Annotated in this window: 18 protein-coding genes; 10 read left to right on the top strand and 8 right to left on the bottom strand. The window is 65.1% G+C overall.

Translation table 11 applies throughout. The annotated features are described in order from the left end of the window. Nucleotides 1–41 precede the first annotated feature (41 nt). The 3 genes from JJB99_RS33245 to JJB99_RS33235 all read right to left on the bottom strand — a co-directional run bounded on the left by JJB99_RS33245 (nt 42) and on the right by JJB99_RS33235 (nt 2,138). On the bottom strand, nt 42–497 hold the full coding sequence (locus JJB99_RS33245; protein WP_200496328.1) for a hypothetical protein: 456 nt from the start codon (nt 495–497) through the stop codon (nt 42–44). A 78-nt stretch (nt 498–575) separates the two neighbouring features. Next, the gene (locus JJB99_RS33240) at nt 576–947 is read right to left on the bottom strand and encodes a DUF883 family protein (RefSeq protein WP_200496327.1); all 372 of its coding nucleotides are present in this window, start codon (nt 945–947) and stop codon (nt 576–578) included. Nucleotides 948–1,025: 78 nt separating this feature from the next. Further along, nucleotides 1,026–2,138, bottom strand: coding sequence for an AI-2E family transporter (locus JJB99_RS33235; RefSeq protein ID WP_200500416.1), 1,113 nt, complete (start codon nt 2,136–2,138; stop codon nt 1,026–1,028). 209 nt (nt 2,139–2,347) lie between these two features. On the opposite strand from JJB99_RS33235, the gene JJB99_RS33230 reads away from it, so the two are divergent. Both JJB99_RS33230 and JJB99_RS33225 read left to right on the top strand, forming a co-directional pair. Then, nucleotides 2,348–3,136, top strand: a complete 789-nt coding sequence (locus JJB99_RS33230) for a L,D-transpeptidase (protein ID WP_200496326.1) — start codon at nt 2,348–2,350, stop codon at nt 3,134–3,136. A gap of 16 nt (nt 3,137–3,152) precedes the next feature. Further along, a complete protein-coding gene (locus JJB99_RS33225) occupies nt 3,153–3,806 on the top strand; it encodes a DUF2865 domain-containing protein (RefSeq protein ID WP_200496325.1) in 654 nt (217 codons plus the stop codon). A gap of 45 nt (nt 3,807–3,851) precedes the next feature. Here JJB99_RS33225 and JJB99_RS33220 read toward each other — a convergent pair whose 3' ends face one another. After that, nucleotides 3,852–5,948 (bottom strand): methyl-accepting chemotaxis protein, encoded by a 2,097-nt coding sequence (locus JJB99_RS33220; protein ID WP_200496324.1) that lies wholly within the window; start codon nt 5,946–5,948, stop codon nt 3,852–3,854. A gap of 202 nt (nt 5,949–6,150) precedes the next feature. Here JJB99_RS33220 and JJB99_RS33215 point away from each other — a divergent pair, with 202 nt between their 5' ends. After that, nucleotides 6,151–6,306, top strand: coding sequence for a Thivi_2564 family membrane protein (locus JJB99_RS33215; protein ID WP_008546817.1), 156 nt, complete (start codon nt 6,151–6,153; stop codon nt 6,304–6,306). A 59-nt stretch (nt 6,307–6,365) separates the two neighbouring features. Here the strand turns inward: JJB99_RS33215 and JJB99_RS33210 are convergent, their stop codons facing one another. The 4 genes from JJB99_RS33210 to cysD form a co-directional block, all read right to left on the bottom strand. After that, nucleotides 6,366–6,566, bottom strand: coding sequence for a CsbD family protein (locus JJB99_RS33210; protein ID WP_164934719.1), 201 nt, complete (start codon nt 6,564–6,566; stop codon nt 6,366–6,368). Between the two features lie 130 nt (nt 6,567–6,696). Continuing rightward, complete coding sequence (locus JJB99_RS33205) at nt 6,697–8,862, bottom strand: malate synthase G (RefSeq protein WP_200496323.1); 2,166 nt, start codon at nt 8,860–8,862, stop codon at nt 6,697–6,699. Between the two features lie 294 nt (nt 8,863–9,156). Further along, nucleotides 9,157–11,073 (bottom strand): adenylyl-sulfate kinase, encoded by a 1,917-nt coding sequence (gene cysC, locus JJB99_RS33200; protein ID WP_200496322.1) that lies wholly within the window; start codon nt 11,071–11,073, stop codon nt 9,157–9,159. 21 nt (nt 11,074–11,094) lie between these two features. Beyond that, nucleotides 11,095–11,889, bottom strand: coding sequence for a sulfate adenylyltransferase subunit CysD (gene cysD, locus JJB99_RS33195; protein ID WP_200500415.1), 795 nt, complete (start codon nt 11,887–11,889; stop codon nt 11,095–11,097). A gap of 244 nt (nt 11,890–12,133) precedes the next feature. Between cysD and cysG the strand changes: the two genes are divergently transcribed. From cysG to cysT, 7 genes are all read left to right on the top strand, one after another. Next, on the top strand, nt 12,134–13,558 hold the full coding sequence (gene cysG / locus JJB99_RS33190; RefSeq protein WP_200496321.1) for a siroheme synthase CysG: 1,425 nt from the start codon (nt 12,134–12,136) through the stop codon (nt 13,556–13,558). Then, nucleotides 13,555–13,872: a DUF2849 domain-containing protein gene (locus JJB99_RS33185; RefSeq protein ID WP_200496320.1), complete on the top strand. Its 318-nt coding sequence runs from the start codon at nt 13,555–13,557 to the stop codon at nt 13,870–13,872. The genes cysG and JJB99_RS33185 overlap by 4 nt, the downstream gene beginning before the upstream one ends. An 11-nt stretch (nt 13,873–13,883) precedes the next feature. Continuing rightward, on the top strand, nt 13,884–15,539 hold the full coding sequence (locus JJB99_RS33180) for a nitrite/sulfite reductase (RefSeq protein WP_200496319.1): 1,656 nt from the start codon (nt 13,884–13,886) through the stop codon (nt 15,537–15,539). Next, entirely contained in the window at nt 15,526–16,041 is a 516-nt protein-coding gene (locus JJB99_RS33175) for a DUF934 domain-containing protein (RefSeq protein ID WP_200496318.1), read from the top strand. Before JJB99_RS33180 ends, JJB99_RS33175 begins: the two co-directional genes overlap by 14 nt. Continuing rightward, nucleotides 16,038–16,763 carry a phosphoadenylyl-sulfate reductase gene (locus JJB99_RS33170; protein WP_200496317.1) on the top strand — a complete coding sequence of 242 codons (726 nt, stop codon included), beginning with the start codon at nt 16,038–16,040 and terminating at the stop codon, nt 16,761–16,763. Before JJB99_RS33175 ends, JJB99_RS33170 begins: the two co-directional genes overlap by 4 nt. A 124-nt stretch (nt 16,764–16,887) precedes the next feature. Beyond that, on the top strand, nt 16,888–17,889 hold the full coding sequence (locus JJB99_RS33165) for a sulfate ABC transporter substrate-binding protein (protein ID WP_200496316.1): 1,002 nt from the start codon (nt 16,888–16,890) through the stop codon (nt 17,887–17,889). A gap of 87 nt (nt 17,890–17,976) precedes the next feature. Then, the gene (cysT, locus tag JJB99_RS33160) at nt 17,977–18,762 is read left to right on the top strand and encodes a sulfate ABC transporter permease subunit CysT (RefSeq protein ID WP_246775352.1); all 786 of its coding nucleotides are present in this window, start codon (nt 17,977–17,979) and stop codon (nt 18,760–18,762) included. Nucleotides 18,763–18,770: the final 8 nt, after the last annotated feature.

Here is an 18,770-nt window from a genome sequence, read left to right as displayed (position 1 = left end):
CGTTTGTCTGACTTGCGATAAATTCTCTGACGGCTCCGCCCTTACTCGGCCGGTTCAGCCGAGGCTTCGTCGGAGACGCCGGCACGGCTCGCCATGATTCCGAGCGCGACGCCGCCGATTGCCAGGATCGGCCAGAGCCGCTTGATGCCGACGGCGCGGACGATCTGGAGTCCCGTGGCGAGCAGCATGGGGTCCGCGAGCATGCTGTGCGCCGCCGACTTCGCGGCGCGCTCGGCAGCGATGTGGGCTTCCTTGCGAAGCTGCCGCTTGTAGGCCCAATAGCTCGCCGCCGCGGTCAAGGTCAGCAGGAAGAAGACGCCGGCGCCGGCAAGGCACGCCTGCACGGGACCATATTTCTCGAGCACCGAGATGAACGCCGCCGCGCACAGGAAGCAGGTGGTGATGAAGAGCGCGAATGCGGCGCCTGCGGCAAGCGAGGTCAGCCGCACCGTCGTGCCGGTGGATGCACTGATCCCATCGATGATGCGCTGAAACATGGCCTTGCTCCTCAAATCCCCACAAGCCCGCGCGGCAGCGCCGGCGCGGTGCCGGCATCTCGATCCGTTGCGCGGGCCTTACCGCCGCCAGGCGGCGCCGATCAGGAAGCCGATGCCGAGCGCGAGCCCGACGGTCGCGAGCGGCCGCTGCGTGATCGCGTCTTCGAGCGTCTCCTCGATCGAGCCATAGGCGTCCTGCGCGGCACCCATCATGGCGCTACCGCGCTCCGACATGTCGTCGATCGCCGAATCCATGTTCTCGCGCGCCTGGCGATAGCCGCGCCGGGCCTGCTTGCTGGTGGAATTGGCAAAAGTATTGAGCGCGTCGGTGATCTGATCGGTGAGGGCGGCGATATCGCTTTTCACGGCTGCTACATCCTTCTCGAGGCGTTCTCTGGTGGCTTTGTCGGTCCAGTCTCGCATCCCGGCTTCGGCATTGGGCGTGGACATCAGGAGCTCCGAACTGTTGACGGCTGAGATAGCCGGAAAACGTTTCGTCGCCGGGGAAGTTCCGTTCGCGGAAACCGGTCATCCCTGCGGTAATTGCGGTGCATCCGCCGGCAGCAGATGCTCTTTCAGGATCAGCGCGACGATCAGCAGCGGCGACGACAGGAACGCGCCCATCGGCCCCCACAGCCAGGTCCAGAACGCGAGCGCGAGCAGCACGGCGAGCGCGTTCAGCGCCAGCCGCCGCCCGATGATGGTCGGCGTGACGAAGTGTCCCTCCAGGAACGTGATGCCGCCGAAGGCAAGGGCGGCCAGCAGGCCGCTGCCGATGGTCGGAAAGGCGACGAGCCCCACCACGACCAGGATGGCGAACATCGCGATCGGCCCGATGATCGGGATGAAGTTGAGGGTCGCTGCCAACGCGCCGAGACCGGCGGGATTGGGCATGTGAGTGAGCGCGCAGACGATGCCGGTAGCGACGCCGACGCCGATATTGATGAGCGTGACGGTCAGGAGATAGTTGCCGAGATGGACCTCGATCTCGTTGAGGATCCGCAGTGTCCGCAGCCGCGCGTCGTGATCGCTGAAGGTCATGATTAGCGCTCGCCGCAGATCGCGCCAGCTCGCGATGAACAGGATCAGCGTGACGAAGAACAGCAGGAATTCGGTGAAGGTCGGCGACAGGAATTCCAGCGTCGGCTGCACCCATTCGAATTTCGGCAGCTGGACGCTCGGCAGCCCGTCGGCGCCGCCGACCATGGCTTGCAGCTCCTGCCACAGCGCCAGCGGCCGGTCGAACACGTGCAGCTTGTCCTTCAGCTGCGCGCCGAGCTCCGGCAGGCGCGAGCTCCACTCCATCACCGGTGAGGCGATCAGTGCCACGACGAAGGCGACCACGGTCGTCACGGCGACCACGATCAGGACGGCGCCGAGCCCGCGCGGCACCCTCCGCTGCTCCAGAAAGGTCGCAGCCGGCGACAGCATGGTGCCGATGACGAAGGCCATCACCACGGGGAGGAAGAACGCCTTCCCAACATAGAGCACGGCCACGATTGCGATCAGCAGCAGGCCCGCGAGCGCGAAGGCGACGAACTCGGTGCGGCGGATCACCGGCGGTAGCTCGCTATGGCTGTCGGGAAGCGGGGCGCCTTCGCTGTTGCCGGAAATCAGACGTTCACCGGGAAGGACGCGCACAATCTTTCTCTCCCGCACGGAAGCCTCCGCGCGCCCACTGCTGACCATTCCAACGCTCCAGAAGGGCGGCGGTTCCATCGCGGCTTCGTGAAGCCGTGCTCGCTTGACTGTGACGTTGCTGCCGCAGGAGGCGGTGGAACTTGAGTCGCCTCGGCTGCGTTTGTTGGCAAGCCGCATCACCCTGATGCACACATCCAACGGGGCAGCACATGACAACGTTCCTTGCCGTCCGCCGCCGCTTCTCGCCGCGCGCCGCTACCGCTTTTGCCTTTGCGGCCACTCTGCTCGCGATGCCCTTCGGCGCCGCCGGCGCGCAAACCTTCGGCTATGCGCCGATGCAGCCGCAGCTCTATCCCCAGGACCAGACCTATTCGCGAGGCTATGCCGGCCAAGGCTACGTCACCGATGAGCCGCAGGCCACGGACGAGGACGCCGCGTTGCCCGACCGGCTGCGCCGGCAGATCGTCAGCTTCGACCGCGGCGAGCCGGCCGGCACCATCGTGATCGATACCGCCAACACTTATCTTTACTATGTGCTCGGAGGCGGACGCGCCATCCGCTACGGCGTCGGCGTCGGCCGCGACGGTTTTACCTGGTCGGGCGTGCAGAGCATCAGCCGCAAGGCCGAGTGGCCGGACTGGCATCCGCCGGCCGAGATGATCGCGCGCCAGCCTTATCTGCCGCGCTTCGTCGCCGGCGGCCCCGGCAATCCGCTCGGCGCGCGCGCGATGTATCTGGGCAGCAGCGAATACCGCATCCACGGCACCAACGATCCAACCACGATCGGAAAGTTCGTCTCCTCCGGCTGCATCCGCATGACCAATGAGGGCGTCATTGACCTGTTCAGCCGCGTCAATGTCGGCGCCAAGGTCGTGGTACTGCCGAAAAACGCCCCGCTGATGGCCAAAGGCGGCGATCCCGTTCGCAAGCGCCCGGCGGTGACGACGCTGCCCTCGGGACGGCAGGCGCTGAACATCCCGACGTCGGCCGTGAACTAGGAGTGCGAGAGGTCACATGAACAGACGTTCGATCGGCAAACTGGCCGGTGGCGTGGCGGCATTGTTTGCGGTCGCTTCTCTTGGCCTAGCGGTGACGCCGTCCGCGCATGCGGAGGATTTCTTCTCGGCCCTGTTCGGCGGATTCCGGATGCGTCCGCCGCCGCAGATCCGTATGCCGTTCCCGAACGACGACATGCCCCGCTATGAGGCGCCACGTTCGCGTTCCAGCTATGGCGGCGGCACGGCCTATTGCGTGCGCGGCTGCGATGGCCGCTACTTCCCGGCGCAGGGAAATGATTCCGAGAGCAAGGCCCAGTCCTGCAAGAGTTTTTGCCCGGCGTCCGAGACATCGCTGGTCTATGGCAGCAACATCGACGATGCCGCGACGGAAAACGGAAAATCCTATTCCGACCTGCCCAACGCCTTCCGCTACCGCAACGAGCTGGTTGCCGGCTGCACCTGCAACGGCAAGGATCCGGTCGGGCTCGCCCAGGTCAAAGTCGAGGACGACCCCACCTTGCGCAAGGGCGACATCGTCGCGGGCGCCGGCGGCCTGGTGGTCGCGGGCCGCAACGCCAACGATGGCCGCGGCGTCGCCATGAACTTCTCCCCGCTGCCGGAATCGGTCCGCGCCAAATTCCGCCAGGTGCCCGTGGTGGCGAAGGAGTAGGAGGCTTCAAGAGGCTCGCGGCACTTGCTTGCGCATACCCACGACCTACGCTGCGCGGATCTTCCCCAGGAAATCGCTGACCTGCTGGCCGAGCTGACGGCTTTGCGTCTCCAGCATCTCGGACGCCTGCTTGACGTTCTCCGCCGCGCCGGCCGCGGTGTCGGCATCGGCCTTCACGCCGGTGATGTTGTCGGAGACGTTCCTGGTGCCTTGCGCCGCGTATTGCGTGCTGCGGGTGATTTCCTGCGTGGCGGCGCCCTGCTCCTGCACGGCCGCGGCGATGGCGGTGGCCACTTCATTGACCTCGCCGATGATGCCGCCGATCGCCTGGATCGCGCTGATCGCATCGCCCGCGACCTTCTGGATGTCGGCGATCTGCTCCGAAATATCCTCCGTCGCCTTCGCGGTCTGGCTCGCCAGCGACTTCACCTCGGAGGCGACCACGGCGAAGCCGCGACCGGCGTCGCCGGCGCGTGCGGCCTCGATCGTCGCGTTCAGCGCCAGCAGATTGGTCTGCGCTGCGATCGTGTTGATCAGGCCGACGACCTCGCCGATGCGGCTGGCCGAGCTGGCGAGGCCCTGCACGGTGCCGTCGGTGTCGCGCGCCTGGCTGACCGCGCGGCCGGCGATGCCCGCGGCATGGGCGGCCTGCTGGCTGATGTCGTTGATGGAGGCGGAGAGTTCCTCGGCGGCGGCCGCAACGCTATCGACACTGCCGGAAGCATCGCTCGAGGCCTTTCCGGCGGTCTGCACCCGCTCGTTAGTTTTTTGCGAGACGGCGGAGAGCTCCGCGGCTGTCTGGCGCATCGTGCCGGAGGCCTGGCCCAATTGCGCGAGTGTGCCGCGCACCAGGACCTCGAATTCGCCGATGGAGGCCTCGACCGCGCGCTGGTGCGCCACCGCGCCGGCATTGTGCTCGCGCTCCTGCGCCTCGATCTGGAGCTTGTCCTGCGCTTGCTGCTTGAAGGTTTCGAGCGCGCCGGCAAGCGCGCCGATCTCGTCCTTGCGGTCGAGATAGCCGCTGTCGACGGTGAGGTCGCCGCCGGCAACCTTGAGCATGGCGTCGCGGATATTGTGCAGCGGGCGGATGACGCGGCGCGTGACGGTGAGCATCGCCCCGGCCGTCAGAAGCGTCGCGAACACCAGCATCGCGATCTGGACCGCGAGCGCACGGCCCGCCGACGCGTACTGGACGGCCGCATAGTCGCGCGCCTCGTCGAGCGCGCGTTCGGCCACCGCCACCGCGGTGCCCATGCGCTGTGCGGTCAGCTGCGTCCACTGGTCGGCGCTCATGTCGGTCTTCGATCCCACCATGATCTGGTCGATCAGCCGGTCGCGCAGGGCGAGATAATCAGCGTTGAAATAAGCGCCCTTGGCCGCATTCATCGCATTTGCGAGCTCTGGCGACAGCTTCATGCCGAGCGTTGCGGACTCGAGCCCGCTCCAGGCATTCTCGATCGCGCCGACGAATTTGGTGTAGGTCTGCTGTGCTTCCAGTGGCAGGCTGCCGGTTGCCACAAGGCCGGTCGAGACCAGGTCCGAAGCCTCGCCCGCGGAATTGCGCAGCAGCCAGGCCGCCTGCTTGATCGACAGCAGCTGGTCGATCAAGGGATCGTTGTGGTTGACGACCCCGGTCAGGCGCGCCGAGATCTCCTCCAGCGTCGCAAGCAGCGCGCCGGTGTGGTCGGTATAGTCTTTCGACAGGGCTGCCCGCCGCGCCTTTTTCGGCTTGCGCATCTCGTCCCAGGCTTCGCGCTGGAGCGTCACCAGTCGGTCGACCTGCTGGTTCAGATTGACGAGCAAGGTGGCCTGTTCGGTGAATGGAATCGTGGGCAGCAGCGCTGCGGTGGCGCGGATCGCCGGCATCCCGGCGTCCTGAATGCCGCGCAGGAATTTTTCGATTTCGGGCGATGCCGGCGCTTCGCCGTTCAGCACCCGCGGGGTCGAGGAGCGATCGGTGCGAAGATTGTGCATCGCCTTGAACGCGTTCGCCGAAGCCTCGGCCACGGCCGCGATGTGGCCCGTTGCCCGCAACCGCTCCCAGGACTGCCAGGCGCTCGTCACCAGCAGCGCCACCACGCAGGCCGCAAGAAGGGCGATCACGGACTGCAGCAGCGCCGAGACGGTCAGACGTCGAAGCATGATGAAATTCCCCCTACTCACGCATTTTTTGCAGAAAGGGATAAATAGACTGGTAATGCGCGTTGATGGTGCGGCACGAAAGGCGGCCAACCCGCGGATCAAAGTCTGCATTGCTTAGGGAGTCTAAAGGGTTGCATGAGCGGAACCGGCGCGGCGGTCAGGCGTTAGGACATCATTAGCAATTTGGCTGGAGGGGGCTGCCATGCTCGTCGGCGTACTCGTCACCTTTCTCGTCGTCATTCTCGTGCTCTACCTCATCAACATGCTGCCGATGGACGGACGCGCCAAGCAGATCGCGCGCGTGATCGTGATCATCATCGGCATCGTGTCGCTGCTGAAATATCTCGCGGTGTTCTAGCGGGCTCGGAAGCCCAACAAAAAAGCCCCGGCTTGAGCCGGGGCTTCGTCTGTGCCGCCTTAGTGTAGCGACTTGAGCCAGTCGTCGACATCCTGGCGAACCTGGTCCTTGGCCTTGCCGTAGCGTTCCTGGAGCCGGCCCTCGAGCTGCTCGCGGCGGCCCTCGATTAGCCGGAGATCGTCATCAGTGAGCTTGCCCCATTTCTCCTTGGCCGATCCCTTGAACTGCTTCCAGTTTCCTTCGATGCGATTCCAATCCATGACCATCTCCCGTTGGTTGATGGCCCGACAACGCGGGCGCGCTGCAGCCAGTTCCGCGACGCGGCGCGACGTTTCGTTCAACAAAAAGCCCCGGCTTTGGCCGGGGCTTTTGACATTCGAGTGACTTCGCTCAGCCAGCCGATTTGGCCTCGCGGCGGCGCGCGGTGAGGATGTATTCGGTGTAGCCGTTCGGCTGCTCGCGTCCCCTGAAGATCAGGTCGCTGGCGGCCTTGAAGGCGACGCCGTCGAAGCCGGGCGCCATCGGCTTGTAGATCGGATCGCCCGCGTTCTGCTTGTCGACGATGACGGCCATGCGCCTCAGCGATTCCATCACCTGCGCCTCGGTGATGACGCCCTGGTGCAGCCAGTTGGCCAGATGCTGGCTGGAGATACGCAACGTGGCGCGGTCTTCCATCAGCCCGACATCGTGAATATCGGGCACCTTGGAGCAGCCGACGCCCTGGTCGATCCAGCGCACGACGTAGCCCAAAATGCCCTGGCAGTTGTTGTCGATCTCCTGCTTGACGTCGTCGGGCGCCCAGTTCGACTTCGACACCGGAATGGTGAGGATGTCCGAAAGCTTGGCGCGCGGACCACCCTTGGCGAGCTCCTGCTGTCGCGCGATCACGTTGACCTGGTGGTAGTGCAGCGCGTGCAGGGTCGCGGCGGTCGGCGAGGGCACCCAGGCGGTGGTGGCGCCGGCCTGCGGATGACCAAGCTTCTGAGCCAGCATGTCGGCCATCTTGTCGGGCGCCGCCCACATGCCCTTGCCGATCTGAGCGTGGCCGGGCAGACCACAGCTCAGGCCCATGTCGACGTTCCAGTCCTCATAGGCCTTGATCCAGGCCTGCGCCTTCATCTCGTTCTTGCGGATCATCGGGCCCGCTTCCATCGAGGTGTGGATCTCGTCGCCGGTGCGGTCGAGGAAGCCGGTGTTGATGAACATGATGCGCTTGGAGGCGCGCTGGATGCAGGCCTTGAGGTTGACGGTGGTGCGCCGCTCTTCGTCCATAATGCCGACCTTGAGCGTGTTCTCGGGCAGGCCCAGCATCTTCTCGACGCGGTCGAAGATCTCGCAGGTCAGCGACACCTCGTCTGGCCCGTGCATCTTCGGCTTGACGATATAGGCCGATCCGGTGCGGCTGTTCCTGACTTTGGAGTTGCCCTTGAGGTCGTGAATGGCGAGCAGGCCGGAGACGGCGGCATCGAGTAGGCCTTCCGGTATCTCCTCGCCGTTCTCGTCCAGCACCGCGTCGGTGAACATGTGGTGACCGCAATTGCGCATCAGGAGCAGGCTGCGACCGTGCAGCTTCACTTCGCCCTTGCCATCAGGTGTCTTGTAGAGACGGTCGGCGTTGAGCGAGCGCGTCAGCGTCTTGCCGCCTTTTTCGAAGTCTGCCGACAGCGTGCCGTTCATCAGGCCGAGCGTGTTGCGGTAGACCAGCACCTTGTCCTCGGCGTCGACCGCGGCGACGGAGTCTTCCATGTCGAGAATGGTGGAGACCGCGGCCTCCATGATCATGTCGGCGACGCCGGCGGGATCGTCCTTGCCGATCGCGCTACTGCGGTCGATCTTCACCTCGACATGCAGGCCGTTGTTGACGAGCAGCACCGCTGATGGTGCCGCTGCATCGCCCTGGAAGCCCGCGAACTGCGCCGCGTTCTTCAGCGCGGTGGCATTGCCGCTCTTCAGCTTGACCGCGAGCTGGCCCGCGACGACGCTGTAGGCGGTGACGTCGGTGTGGCTGCCGGTCGCCAGCGGCACGGCGGCATCGAGGAACGCTTTTGCCTTCGCGATCACCTTGTCGCCGCGCGCCTTGTTGTAGCCCTTGCCGCTCTCGGACGGATCGTGCGGGATCGCATCGGTGCCGTAAAAGGCGTCATAGAGCGAGCCCCAGCGCGCGTTCGCCGCGTTCAGCGCGTAGCGCGCATTGGTGAGGGGCACGACCAGCTGGGGGCCGCAGATCTTGCCGATCTCCTCGTCGACGTTTTCGGTCTCGACCTTCTGCGTCGCCGGCTCCGGGACGAGATAGCCGATCTCCTTCAGGAAGGCGGTATAGGCCTCGAGGTCGAACGCCTTGCCTTTGTTGGCGCGATGCCAGTCGTCGATCTTGGCCTGCAGCGTGTCGCGGAATGCGAGCAGTTCGCGGTTCTTCGGCCCCAGCTCCCTGATGATGCCTGCAACCCCGGCCCAGAACGCATCCGGCGCGATCCCGGTTTTCGGGGCCGCTTCCTTGGCGATGAAATCGAACAGGACGGGAGCGATCTTCAATCCGTGGGCATCGACGCGTTTCATGATGGGCTTTCTTGTTGGAAATGGCTGTTTTTGGCTGCTTTTGACCCGACAGCAGCAAAATGCGCTCCAAGGAGCGGCTTTCGGGGCTCTATTAGCCTCAAAATCGAGGCGGTGAGAAGGCCCCTAACATCTGTCAAAATGTCAAGTGAGTGGCGGCCCAGCGCACTGCCGTCATTCCCCGCGAAAGCGGGGAATCCAATACGCCGCGGCTTCTCCGTGTCCCAGTACTGTCTCTGGAATACTGGGCGGATTCGCCCGGTCAAGCCGGGCGATGACAGTGGGACTAAGACAGGCTCAAATATTCGCCGCGAGGTCCACGAGTTCGTCGAACAGCACGCCTGATGTCTTCAGCATGCGCTCGATCTCGTCTGCCGCCTCGGCCACGGTCCGCTTCGAGGTGTCGATCACGAACTCGGCTGCCTGCGGCGCCTCGTAGTCGTTGCCGATGCCGGTGAAGGAGGCGAGCGCGCCGGCGCGAGCTTTCTTGTAGTGGCCCTTGGGGTCGCGCTCCTCGCAGACTTCGGCAGGTGTCGCGACATGAATCTCGCGGAACAGGGTGTCGGCGATACGGCGTGCGGTAGCGCGGTCCTCGCGCGCGGGCGAGACTGCGGCGACGATGGCGATGTGGCCGTTGCGGGCGAGATGCGTCGCGACCTCGGCGAGGCGGCGGATGTTCTCGCTGCGATCGGTGGCGGAGAAGCCGAGATCGCTGTTGAGTCCGGCGCGCAAGGTGTCGCCGTCGAGCAGAATCGGCGAGCCGCCATTGCTGAACAGCCGCCGCTCCAGCGCCTTGGCCAGCGTCGACTTGCCGGAGGCCGGCAGGCCCGTGAGCCAGACCACGGCGCCGTTATGGCGATAGCGCGCGGAGCGCTCGTCAGGCCGCAGCGCCGATTCCACCGGCACGATGTCAACCGGCACGGCGCGCTGGCCGGCGTCGACCGACAGCACGAGGCCGCCGCCGGCGATGCGTCCGGAGACCTCGATCACCAGGCGGCCAGTGCGCGGATTTTCCGTGTAGGGATCGGTCGCGATCGGATTGGACAGCGAGATGTCGATCTCGCCGACATGGTTGCGGCCGATCGCCTTGTTCTCGCTGCTCGAGAGCTCGCCGGGATCGACCGCCTTCTCGATCGCCACCACGGTGGCGCGGCTTTCCTTCGGCCCGCAGCGCACCAGCAGCTGGTCGCCCTTGGCGAGCGGCTTGTCGTGCAACCAGAAGATGCGCGCGCGCAGCCGCCGCGTCTCGCGCGGGGCAGTGCCGGCATGCGCGACGATGTCGCCGCGCTCGAGGAACAATTCGCGGTCGAGCGTGATACCGACCGAGCGGCCGGCGCCTTGCCGTCCTGCGACCGGCGTCGCCGGCCAGCTCTCGACGGTCTTGATCCTGGCGATCTTGCCGGCCGGCATGATCACGATTTCGTCGCCGGCAATGAGACTGCCGGATTCGATGCGACCCGCGACGATGCGGCGGTCGTCGAACTTGTAGATCGCCTGCACCGGCAGCCGCAGCGCCAGGGCTTCCAGCGGCCGCGCCGGCTCGAGGGCGTCCAGCGCCTCGACCACGGTCGGTCCCTTGTACCAGGAGATGCGGTCGGTGCGCTCGGCGACGCCGTCGCCGTCGCGCGCGGAAATCGGGATCACCGCCGTCGGCGTCACGCCGAGGCCATTGAGATGCGCGGAGATCTCGTCGCCGATCGCCTTGAAACGGTCGGCGCTGAAATCGACGCGGTCCATCTTGTTGACGACGACCGCGACCTGCTTCACGCCGAGCAGATGCAGCAGATAGCCATGCCGCCGGGTCTGGTCACGCACGCCCTCGAGCGCGTCGATGATCAGCACCGCGCCGTCGGCCTGCGAGGCGCCGGTGATCATGTTGCGCAGGAATTCCGCATGGCCGGGCGCATCGATCAGCACGATGTCGCGCGAATTGGTGCGGAAGCGGATCTGCGTGGTGTCGATGGTGATGCCCTGGTCACGCTCGGTCTGGAGCGCGTCGAGCAGGAACGACCATTCGAACGGCATGCCGCGCCGCGCGCTGACGGCTTTCAGCATGTCGAGCTTGCCGTCGGGCAGGCTGCCGGTCTCGTGCAGCAGGCGGCCGACCAGCGTCGACTTGCCGTGGTCGACATGGCCGACGATGACGATGCGCACTTGCGGACGCGTGGTGCCGTTCGGCGTGGCAGGCGAAGCGGGGGTGACAAGCATGTTCATATCGCGCTCGCGTCCTTGAAATCAGAGATAGCCGGCGACGCGCAGGCGCTCGAAGGCGTCCTCGGTCTCGTGGTCGAGCGCACGCCCGGCACGCTCCGGCACCTTGGTCTGCTCGAGCTCGATCAGGATCTCGTCGATGGTCGACGCGTTCGAATTCACGGGATTTGTGATGTCCTGGTCGCCCAGCGAGCGATAGCGCTTGCCGTTCTTGGCGAGGTACAGCGGAATGATCGGGATGTTCTCGCGCTTGGTGTAAGCCCAGATGTCGGCCTCGGTCCAATGCAGGATCGGGTGGATGCGCAGATGCGCGCCCTGCGGCGGCGAGGCGTTGAAGTGATCCCAGAACTCGGGCGGCTGGTCGCGCACGTCCCAATTGCCTTCGAGACCGCGCGGCGAGAACACGCGCTCCTTGGCGCGGGTGGCTTCCTCGTCGCGGCGGATGCCGGCGATCAGGCCGTCAAAGCCGTATTTGCCCAGCGCCATCTTGAGCCCTTCGGTCTTGCGCGCGGCGGAGCGCGCCGCCGGCGGCAGCGTCGGGTCGACGGCATCGATCGGCGGGCAGGGCTCGACGCGCAAATCGAGCTCCCACTCCTTGCCGTAGTGATCGCGGAAGCGATACATCTCCGGAAACTTCTTGCCGGTGTCGACATGGAGCGCGGGGAACGGCATGCGGCCGAAGAACGCCTTGCGCGCCAGCCAGATCATCACGTTGGAATCCTTGCCGAGCGACCACAGCAGCGCGATCTTCTTCAGGCGGGCGAAGGCTTCGCGGAAGATGTAGATGCTCTGCGCTTCCAATTGATCGAGGTGGTCCATGCTGGGAGCGAGATCAGCGGAAAATTCTTGCGCGTGCGCTCGCTCGGCCAGCGCCGGGCTGCTCAGTCCGCCAGCAGCGGAATCGTCCTTGAGAAGATGCATCTCTGCCACTTTGCGTTTGGAGGCGAAAATTCTATAGTTGCAGTGCAGAAGAGAAGAAAAAAATTTCTCTTTGCGCGCTCGAAACGACACATATATAGAAAATAATTCCAGTCAACCCCGAATTGGGGGAAGCGAGTATCGCATGCGGTTCTTGCCGGTGTTTCTCGATCTCAGGTGCGGCCCGGTGGTCCTCATCGGCGCGGGCGAGCTTTTGCGCGCCAAATTGCGCGTGCTCGCGGCTGCCGGCGCGCGCGTCCGCGTGCATGCGATCGACGACAATCATGAGCTGGGCCTCACCCCGGAGGATGCGGCGCGCATCGAGATCGCGACAGGCGATCCGCTCACAGCTGACCTCTCAGGCGTCATCGCCATTGTTTGCGCGGGCGCGGGCGATGTCGGCGTCGCGATGTCGGTCCGTGCCAAGGCGCTCGGCCTTCCCGTCAACGTGATGGACGATCTCGAACATTCCAGCTTCATCTTCCCGGCGATCGTCGATCGCGGCGATGTCGTGGTCGCAGTCGGCACCGGCGGCACCTCGCCAGTGGTGGCGCGGCGCGTGCGCGAGAAGATCGAAGCGCTGCTGCCGGCGCGCATCGGCGAACTCGCCGAGTTCATCGGCAGCTTCCGCAAATCCATCAACGAGCTCATTGCCGAGTTTGCGTTGCGTCGCCGCTTTTGGGAGCGCGTCATCGACGGCCCGATCGGCGCTGCCGTGCTCGCCGGTCGCAAGAGCGAGGCGGACGACGCGATCAAGGCGATCGCCGATCCCTCCGAATTCGCGCGTGCGGACAAGCCGGAAGGCTCGGTCACGCTGGTCGGCGCCGGACCCGGCGATCCTGACCTTCTCACCATCAAGGCGCTGCGCGCGCTCCAGGATGCCGACATCGTCTTTCATGACGAGCTGGTCTCGCCTGAAATTCTCGACCGCGTCCGCCGCGACACCGCGCGCGTTGCGGTCGGCCGCCGCGTCGGCAAGCCCGGTATCGGCCAGGATGCCATCAACAAGCGGATGATTGCGGCCGCGCAAGCCGGCCAGCGCGTGGTGCGGCTGAAGGGCGGCGATCCCTTCGTGTTCGGCCGCGGCGGCGAAGAGGTCGAAGCGCTGCGCGCCGCCGGCGTTGCCTATTCGATCATTCCCGGCATCACCGCCGGTCTCGGCGCCGCTGCCGATTTCGAGGTGCCGCTCACCTACCGTCATGAAGCGACCCGCATCACCTTTCTCACCGCGCACAAGGCGCGCGATGCCGAAGTCGTGGACTGGTCGGCGCTGACCGACACCAGCATGACAGTCGTGGTCTACATGGGCATGACCGCTGCGCCCGCGATCCGCGCCGGCCTGTTTGCCGCCGGCCGTTCGCCGGAAACGCCGGTCGGCGTGTTCGCCCGCGTCACCCGCCCCGATGCGGAAGGCGCGATCGGCATACTGCGCGATCTGCCCGAGCTGGTGCGGCGAACCCATGGCGGTCCCGCCATCCTCATCATCGGCGACGCGGTCCGGCATGCCGGCTCGCTTCGTCGCCAAACACCCAACCAAATCATCTCTGACCTATTGGATGCAGCCGAATGACCTCCCCGCTCGAACAGAAGAAGATCAAGATCGCCGGCCCCTCGGTCGTGACCGCCAACCGTACCTGGGATGGCATCGTGGTTTACCGCACCGCCGGCAAGAGCTGGTCCGCGGACCTCTCGGAAGCCGCGATCGTGCGCAACTCCGATGAGGCGAAAGCGTTGCTTGCCGATGCCGCTGCGGATGACGTCGGCGCCGTCGGCGCCTATATCGCCCCGGTGCAGATTGGTACCGACGGCAAGATCGAGCCCGGCAATCTGCGCGAACAGATCCGCCGCACCGGCGTCACCATTGGTCAGCCGGCCCAGGTTTAAGGCATCCACCTATGTACGCTTACGACGAAATTGACCGCACGCTCGTCAACGAGCGCGTCTCGGAGTTCCGCGATCAGGTGAAGCGCCGCCTCTCCGGCGAACTCACCGAGGACGAGTTCAAGCTCCTGCGGCTCCAGAACGGGGTCTATTTGCAGCTGCACGCCTACATGTTCCGCGTCGCGATTCCCTATGGGACGCTGGCATCAAAGCAATTGCGGGCGCTGGCGCATGTCGCGCGCAAATACGACCGCGGCTACGGCCATTTCACCACGCGGCAGAACATCCAGTTCAACTGGATCAAGCTCGCCGAACTGCCCGATGCGCTGGCCGATCTTGCCAAAGTCGGCATCCACGCGATGCAGACCTCCGGCAACAACATGCGCAACGTCACCTCGGACCAGTGGGCCGGCGTCGCGCCGGGCGAGATCGAGGACCCGCGCATCTGGTCGGAGCTGATCCGCCAGCACACCACGCTGCATCCGGAATTCTCCTTCCTGCCGCGCAAATTCAAGATCGCGATCACCGCATCGGATCACGACCGCGCCGCGATCAAGATCCACGACATCGGTCTGCGCCTGATCAAGAACGAGAAGGGCGAGACCGGCTTCGAGGTTCTCGTCGGCGGCGGTCTCGGCCGCACGCCGTTCATCGCCAAGACCATCAAGCACTTCGTGCACGGCCGCGACATCCTCAGCTATATCGAGGCGATCCTGCGCGTCTACAATCAGTACGGCCGCCGCGACAACATCTACAAGGCGCGCATTAAGATCCTGGTGCACGAGCTCGGCATCGAGAAATTCTCCCGCGAGGTCGACGACGAGTGGCAGCACATCCGCAACTCCTCGCTCCAGATCGACGACGAGGTGATCGAGGACATCCGCTCGCGCTTCACCTATCCCGCTTACGAGAAGCTGCCGCACATGCCGGACGAGCTGCGCCAGGCCGCGGCCGATCCTGACTTCGAGGCATGGCGCAAGAACTCAGTGGCCGCGCATAAGGTGCAGGGCTATTCCATCGTCACCATCTCGCTGAAGCCGATCGGCAAGCCTCCGGGCGATGCCACCGCCGAGCAGATGGATGCGCTTGCCGATCTCGCCGACAGATATTCCTTCGGCGAGATCCGCGTCGGCCACGAGCAGAACCTCGCACTGCCGCACGTCGCCAAGCGCGACCTGCCGGCGCTGTGGAAGGCGCTCGACAAGCTTGGCCTGGCAACGCCCAACGTCAACCTGATCACCGATATCATCGCCTGCCCCGGGCTCGACTATTGCTCGCTGGCGAATGCGCGCTCGATCCCGATCGCGCAGGAGCTGACGCGGCGCTTCGCCAATCACGAGCTCGCCAATCTGATCGGCCGGCTCCACATCAACATCTCCGGCTGCATCAATGCCTGCGGCCATCACCATGTCGGCCATATCGGCATTCTCGGCGTCGAGAAGAACGGCGAGGAGGTCTACCAGATCACCATCGGCGGCCGTGCCGACGAAAACGCCGGGCTCGGCACTCTGATCGGTCCCGGCGTCAAGTTCGACGAGGTCGCCGACGTCGTCGAGGATATCGTGGAAGCCTATCTGGCGCTGCGCGAGCGGCCCGAGGAGCTGTTCATGGACACCGTGAAGCGGCTCGGCGTCGAACCCTTCAAGGAGCGCGTCTATGCCACTCGTTAACGGCGGAAAGATCGCCGACGACAGCTTCGTCAAGCTCGCCGTCGACACGCCGCTGCCCGAGAGCGGCGACATCCTGGTGCCGGCCGAACGCTTCCTGGGCGAGGCCGAAGGCTTGCTCAAGCGCGCCGGCAAGGTCGGCGTGATCTGGCCGAACAACCGCGACATCGACGAGCTCGTGCCGTATCTCGGCAAGGTCGCCGCGGTGGCGCTGGTATTCCCGACCTTCCGCGACGGGCGTGCCTACAGCCAGGCGCGGCTGCTGCGCGAGCGTTACGATTATCGCGGCGAATTGCGCGCCACCGGCCAAGTGCTGCGCGACCAGTTCGTGTTCATGCTGCGCGCCGGCTTCGATTCCTTCGACGTCAAGAAGCAGGCTGACGCAGAAGCCTTCATGCAGACTGCAAAACGCTACTCGGTGTTCTACCAGCCGACCGGCGATGGCCGCATCACGGCGCTGCACCGGCGCATGCAGCTGCGTCATTCCGAAGGTGTTGGCACGTGAACGCGATCTCGCCTCAGGTCTCGACCGTCTCTGCGCTGCCCTCAGCGGCGGAGCTCGATCGCGCCTTGCGCGCTGCCTCGCCCGCAGAGATCATCGCCGCGGCGCTGAAGACGGTCGCGCGCGACAAGCTCGCGCTGGTGTCGTCGTTCGGCACGGAATCGGCGACGCTGCTCAAGGTGATGGCGGACGTCGATCCCGCCATCCCCGTGATCTTCCTCGACACCGGCTGGCTGTTCGAGGAGACGCTGGCCTATCGCGACACCCTGATCGAAACGCTGGGCCTGAAGGACGTCCGCTCGATCAAGCCGGCCGTGGAAACGCTGTCGCGGGAAGATCCCGACCGCGACCTCTGGTTCTCCGATCCCGATGCATGCTGCCGTATCCGCAAGGTGGAACCGCTGGCGCGCGCATTAAAACCGTTCTCAGCCTGGCTCAACGGGCGTAAGCGTTTCCAAGGCAATGCGCGCGCCCACATTCCGGTGGTCGAGGACGACGGCGCGCGGTTGAAGTTCAATCCGTTCGCCAACGTCTCGCGCGAGGAACTCGAAGCGATTTTCGTCCGCGCCAAATTGCCGCGGCATCCTTTGGCTGCGTCGGGATTTCTCTCTGTCGGGTGCATGCCCTGCACGAGCAGAACGGCCGAGGGCGAGGATGCACGCGCGGGCCGCTGGCGCGGCCGGGCCAAGACAGAATGCGGCATCCACACGATGAAGACTTCGTAGCACAGTCGATCTGCCCGGCTACGAACAAGAAAATCCGGTTCCGTTGACTTGAGAGCGTTTCGCCACGAGTTTCGCCTGCATGCCTTCGCCGACATTGAGGTCGTCGAAGTGAATGGAGATGGACATGATGCGCCGTATCGTTCCGCTCGCTGCAGGACTGCTCGTAACGGCTTTGGTGGCAAGCGCGGCTCTCGCTGCTGACATCAACCTGTTGAACGTGTCGTACGATCCGACGCGCGAGCTCTATGCCGAATTCAACAAGGCGTTCGCGAACGCCTATCAGAGGGAAACCGGCAAGAGCGTCGAGATCAAGCAGTCGCATGGCGGCAGCGGCTCGCAGGCGCGCGCCGTGATCGACGGGTTGCAGGCCGACGTGGTGACGCTCGCACTCGCCTATGACATCGACGCCATCGCAAACAAAGGCCTCACCGCGGCCGACTGGCAGAAGCGCCTGCCGCAGAATTCATCACCCTACACCTCGACCATCGTGTTCCTGGTGCGCAAGGGCAATCCCAAGGCCATCACGGATTGGGACGATCTGCTCAAGCCCGGCGTTGCCGTGATCACGCCGAATCCGAAGACCTCGGGCGGCGCGCGCTGGAATTATCTGGCGGCTTGGGGCTTTGCGCAGAAGAAATACGGCTCGGCTGACAAGGCCAAGGAGTTCATCGGCAAGCTCTATCAGCAGGTGCCGGTGCTCGACACCGGCGCGCGCGGCGCCACCGTGACCTTCGTCGAGCGCGGCGTCGGCGACGTGCTGCTCGCCTGGGAGAACGAGGCGCATCTCGCGCTGAAGGAATTCGGCCCCGAAAAATTCGAGATCGTGGCGCCGCCGCAATCGATCCTCGCCGAGCCGCCGGTCGCGATCGTCGACAAGGTTGCCGCCAAAAAAGGCACCCGCAACGCCGCCGATGCCTATCTCCAGTACTGGTACACCAAGGAGGGGCAGGAGATCGCAGCGCGCAACTTCTACCGTCCGCGCGATGCCGAGATCGCTAAAAAGTATGAAAACGCCTTCGCAAAGGTCGAGCTGTTCACGATCGACGATGTGTTCGGCGGCTGGACCAAGGCGCAGAAGGAACACTTTGCCGATGGCGGCGTCTTCGATCAGATCTACAAGAACTGATCGCGCGCTGTCGAGGGGGCTTCAACAGAGGACAGTGTGAGCGCAATCGCAGTACGACGCCGGACGTTGCCGGGCTTTGGTCTCACGATGGGACTGACGCTGTCCTGGCTGTCGATCATCATTTTGATTCCGCTGGCCGGCCTGTTCCTGAAGTCGCTCGAGCTCAGCCCCGAGCAGTTCTGGAACATCCTTTCCAGCCGCCGCACCCTGAATGCGCTCCGCGTCTCGTTCGGCCTTGCCTTTGCGGCGGCCTGCGTCAATCTCGTGATGGGCAGCATCATCGTCTGGGCGCTGGTGCGCTACCGGTTTCCCGGCCGGCGTTTGTTCGACGCCATCGTCGATGTGCCGTTCGCGCTGCCCACCGCGGTCGCCGGCGTCGCGCTGACGGCGTTGTTCGCCGAAAAGGGCTGGCTCGGCGCGCCGCTCGCCGCACTCGGCATCAAGGTCGCCTTCACGCCGGTCGGCATCTTCATCGCCATGATCTTCATCGGCATTCCCTTCGTGGTGCGCACCGTGCAGCCGGTGCTGCAGGACCTCGACCCCGAGATCGAGGAGGCTGCGGGTAGCCTCGGCGCCAGCCGCTGGCAGACCATCATCCGCGTCATCCTGCCCTCGCTCGCGCCGGCGCTGCTCACCGGGCTTGCGCTCGCCTTCGCCCGCGCGGTTGGTGAATACGGCTCGGTGATCTTCATCGCCGGCAATCTGCCGAATCTTTCCGAGATCGCACCGCTGCTGATCGTGATCCGGCTCTCCGAATTCCGCTACGCCGATGCGACCGCCATCGCGGTGGTCATGCTCGTCGTGTCCTTCGTCATCATCTTCGCCGTCAACCGGCTCCAGCGCTGGGCGCAGCGCCGGATTCCGGCGCGCTGAGGGCGGAT

This window comes from Bradyrhizobium diazoefficiens (assembly GCF_016616235.1).
In the GTDB taxonomy this organism is placed as follows: Bacteria; Pseudomonadota; Alphaproteobacteria; order Rhizobiales; family Xanthobacteraceae; genus Bradyrhizobium; species Bradyrhizobium diazoefficiens_H.
The sequence above is the reverse complement of the archived record's forward strand: the minus strand, read 5'-3'. Positions and strand labels throughout refer to the sequence as shown.

Excerpts from the sequence above, each read along its gene's own strand:
- JJB99_RS33245 (WP_200496328.1), bottom strand. The coding sequence starts at position 497 with ATGTTTCAGCGCATCATCGATGGGATCAGTGCATCCACCGGCACGACG.
- JJB99_RS33240 (WP_200496327.1), bottom strand. The coding sequence starts at position 947 with ATGTCCACGCCCAATGCCGAAGCCGGGATGCGAGACTGGACCGACAAA.
- JJB99_RS33230 (WP_200496326.1), top strand. The coding sequence starts at position 2,348 with ATGACAACGTTCCTTGCCGTCCGCCGCCGCTTCTCGCCGCGCGCCGCT.
- JJB99_RS33225 (WP_200496325.1), top strand. The coding sequence starts at position 3,153 with ATGAACAGACGTTCGATCGGCAAACTGGCCGGTGGCGTGGCGGCATTG.
- JJB99_RS33220 (WP_200496324.1), bottom strand. The coding sequence starts at position 5,948 with ATGCTTCGACGTCTGACCGTCTCGGCGCTGCTGCAGTCCGTGATCGCC.
- JJB99_RS33215 (WP_008546817.1), top strand. The coding sequence starts at position 6,151 with ATGCTCGTCGGCGTACTCGTCACCTTTCTCGTCGTCATTCTCGTGCTC.
- JJB99_RS33210 (WP_164934719.1), bottom strand. The coding sequence starts at position 6,566 with ATGGATTGGAATCGCATCGAAGGAAACTGGAAGCAGTTCAAGGGATCG.
- JJB99_RS33205 (WP_200496323.1), bottom strand. The coding sequence starts at position 8,862 with ATGAAACGCGTCGATGCCCACGGATTGAAGATCGCTCCCGTCCTGTTC.
- cysC (WP_200496322.1), bottom strand. The coding sequence starts at position 11,073 with ATGAACATGCTTGTCACCCCCGCTTCGCCTGCCACGCCGAACGGCACC.
- cysD (WP_200500415.1), bottom strand. The coding sequence starts at position 11,889 with ATGGACCACCTCGATCAATTGGAAGCGCAGAGCATCTACATCTTCCGC.
- cysG (WP_200496321.1), top strand. The coding sequence starts at position 12,134 with ATGCGGTTCTTGCCGGTGTTTCTCGATCTCAGGTGCGGCCCGGTGGTC.
- JJB99_RS33185 (WP_200496320.1), top strand. The coding sequence starts at position 13,555 with ATGACCTCCCCGCTCGAACAGAAGAAGATCAAGATCGCCGGCCCCTCG.
- JJB99_RS33180 (WP_200496319.1), top strand. The coding sequence starts at position 13,884 with ATGTACGCTTACGACGAAATTGACCGCACGCTCGTCAACGAGCGCGTC.
- JJB99_RS33175 (WP_200496318.1), top strand. The coding sequence starts at position 15,526 with ATGCCACTCGTTAACGGCGGAAAGATCGCCGACGACAGCTTCGTCAAG.
- JJB99_RS33165 (WP_200496316.1), top strand. The coding sequence starts at position 16,888 with ATGATGCGCCGTATCGTTCCGCTCGCTGCAGGACTGCTCGTAACGGCT.
- cysT (WP_246775352.1), top strand. The coding sequence starts at position 17,977 with ATGGGACTGACGCTGTCCTGGCTGTCGATCATCATTTTGATTCCGCTG.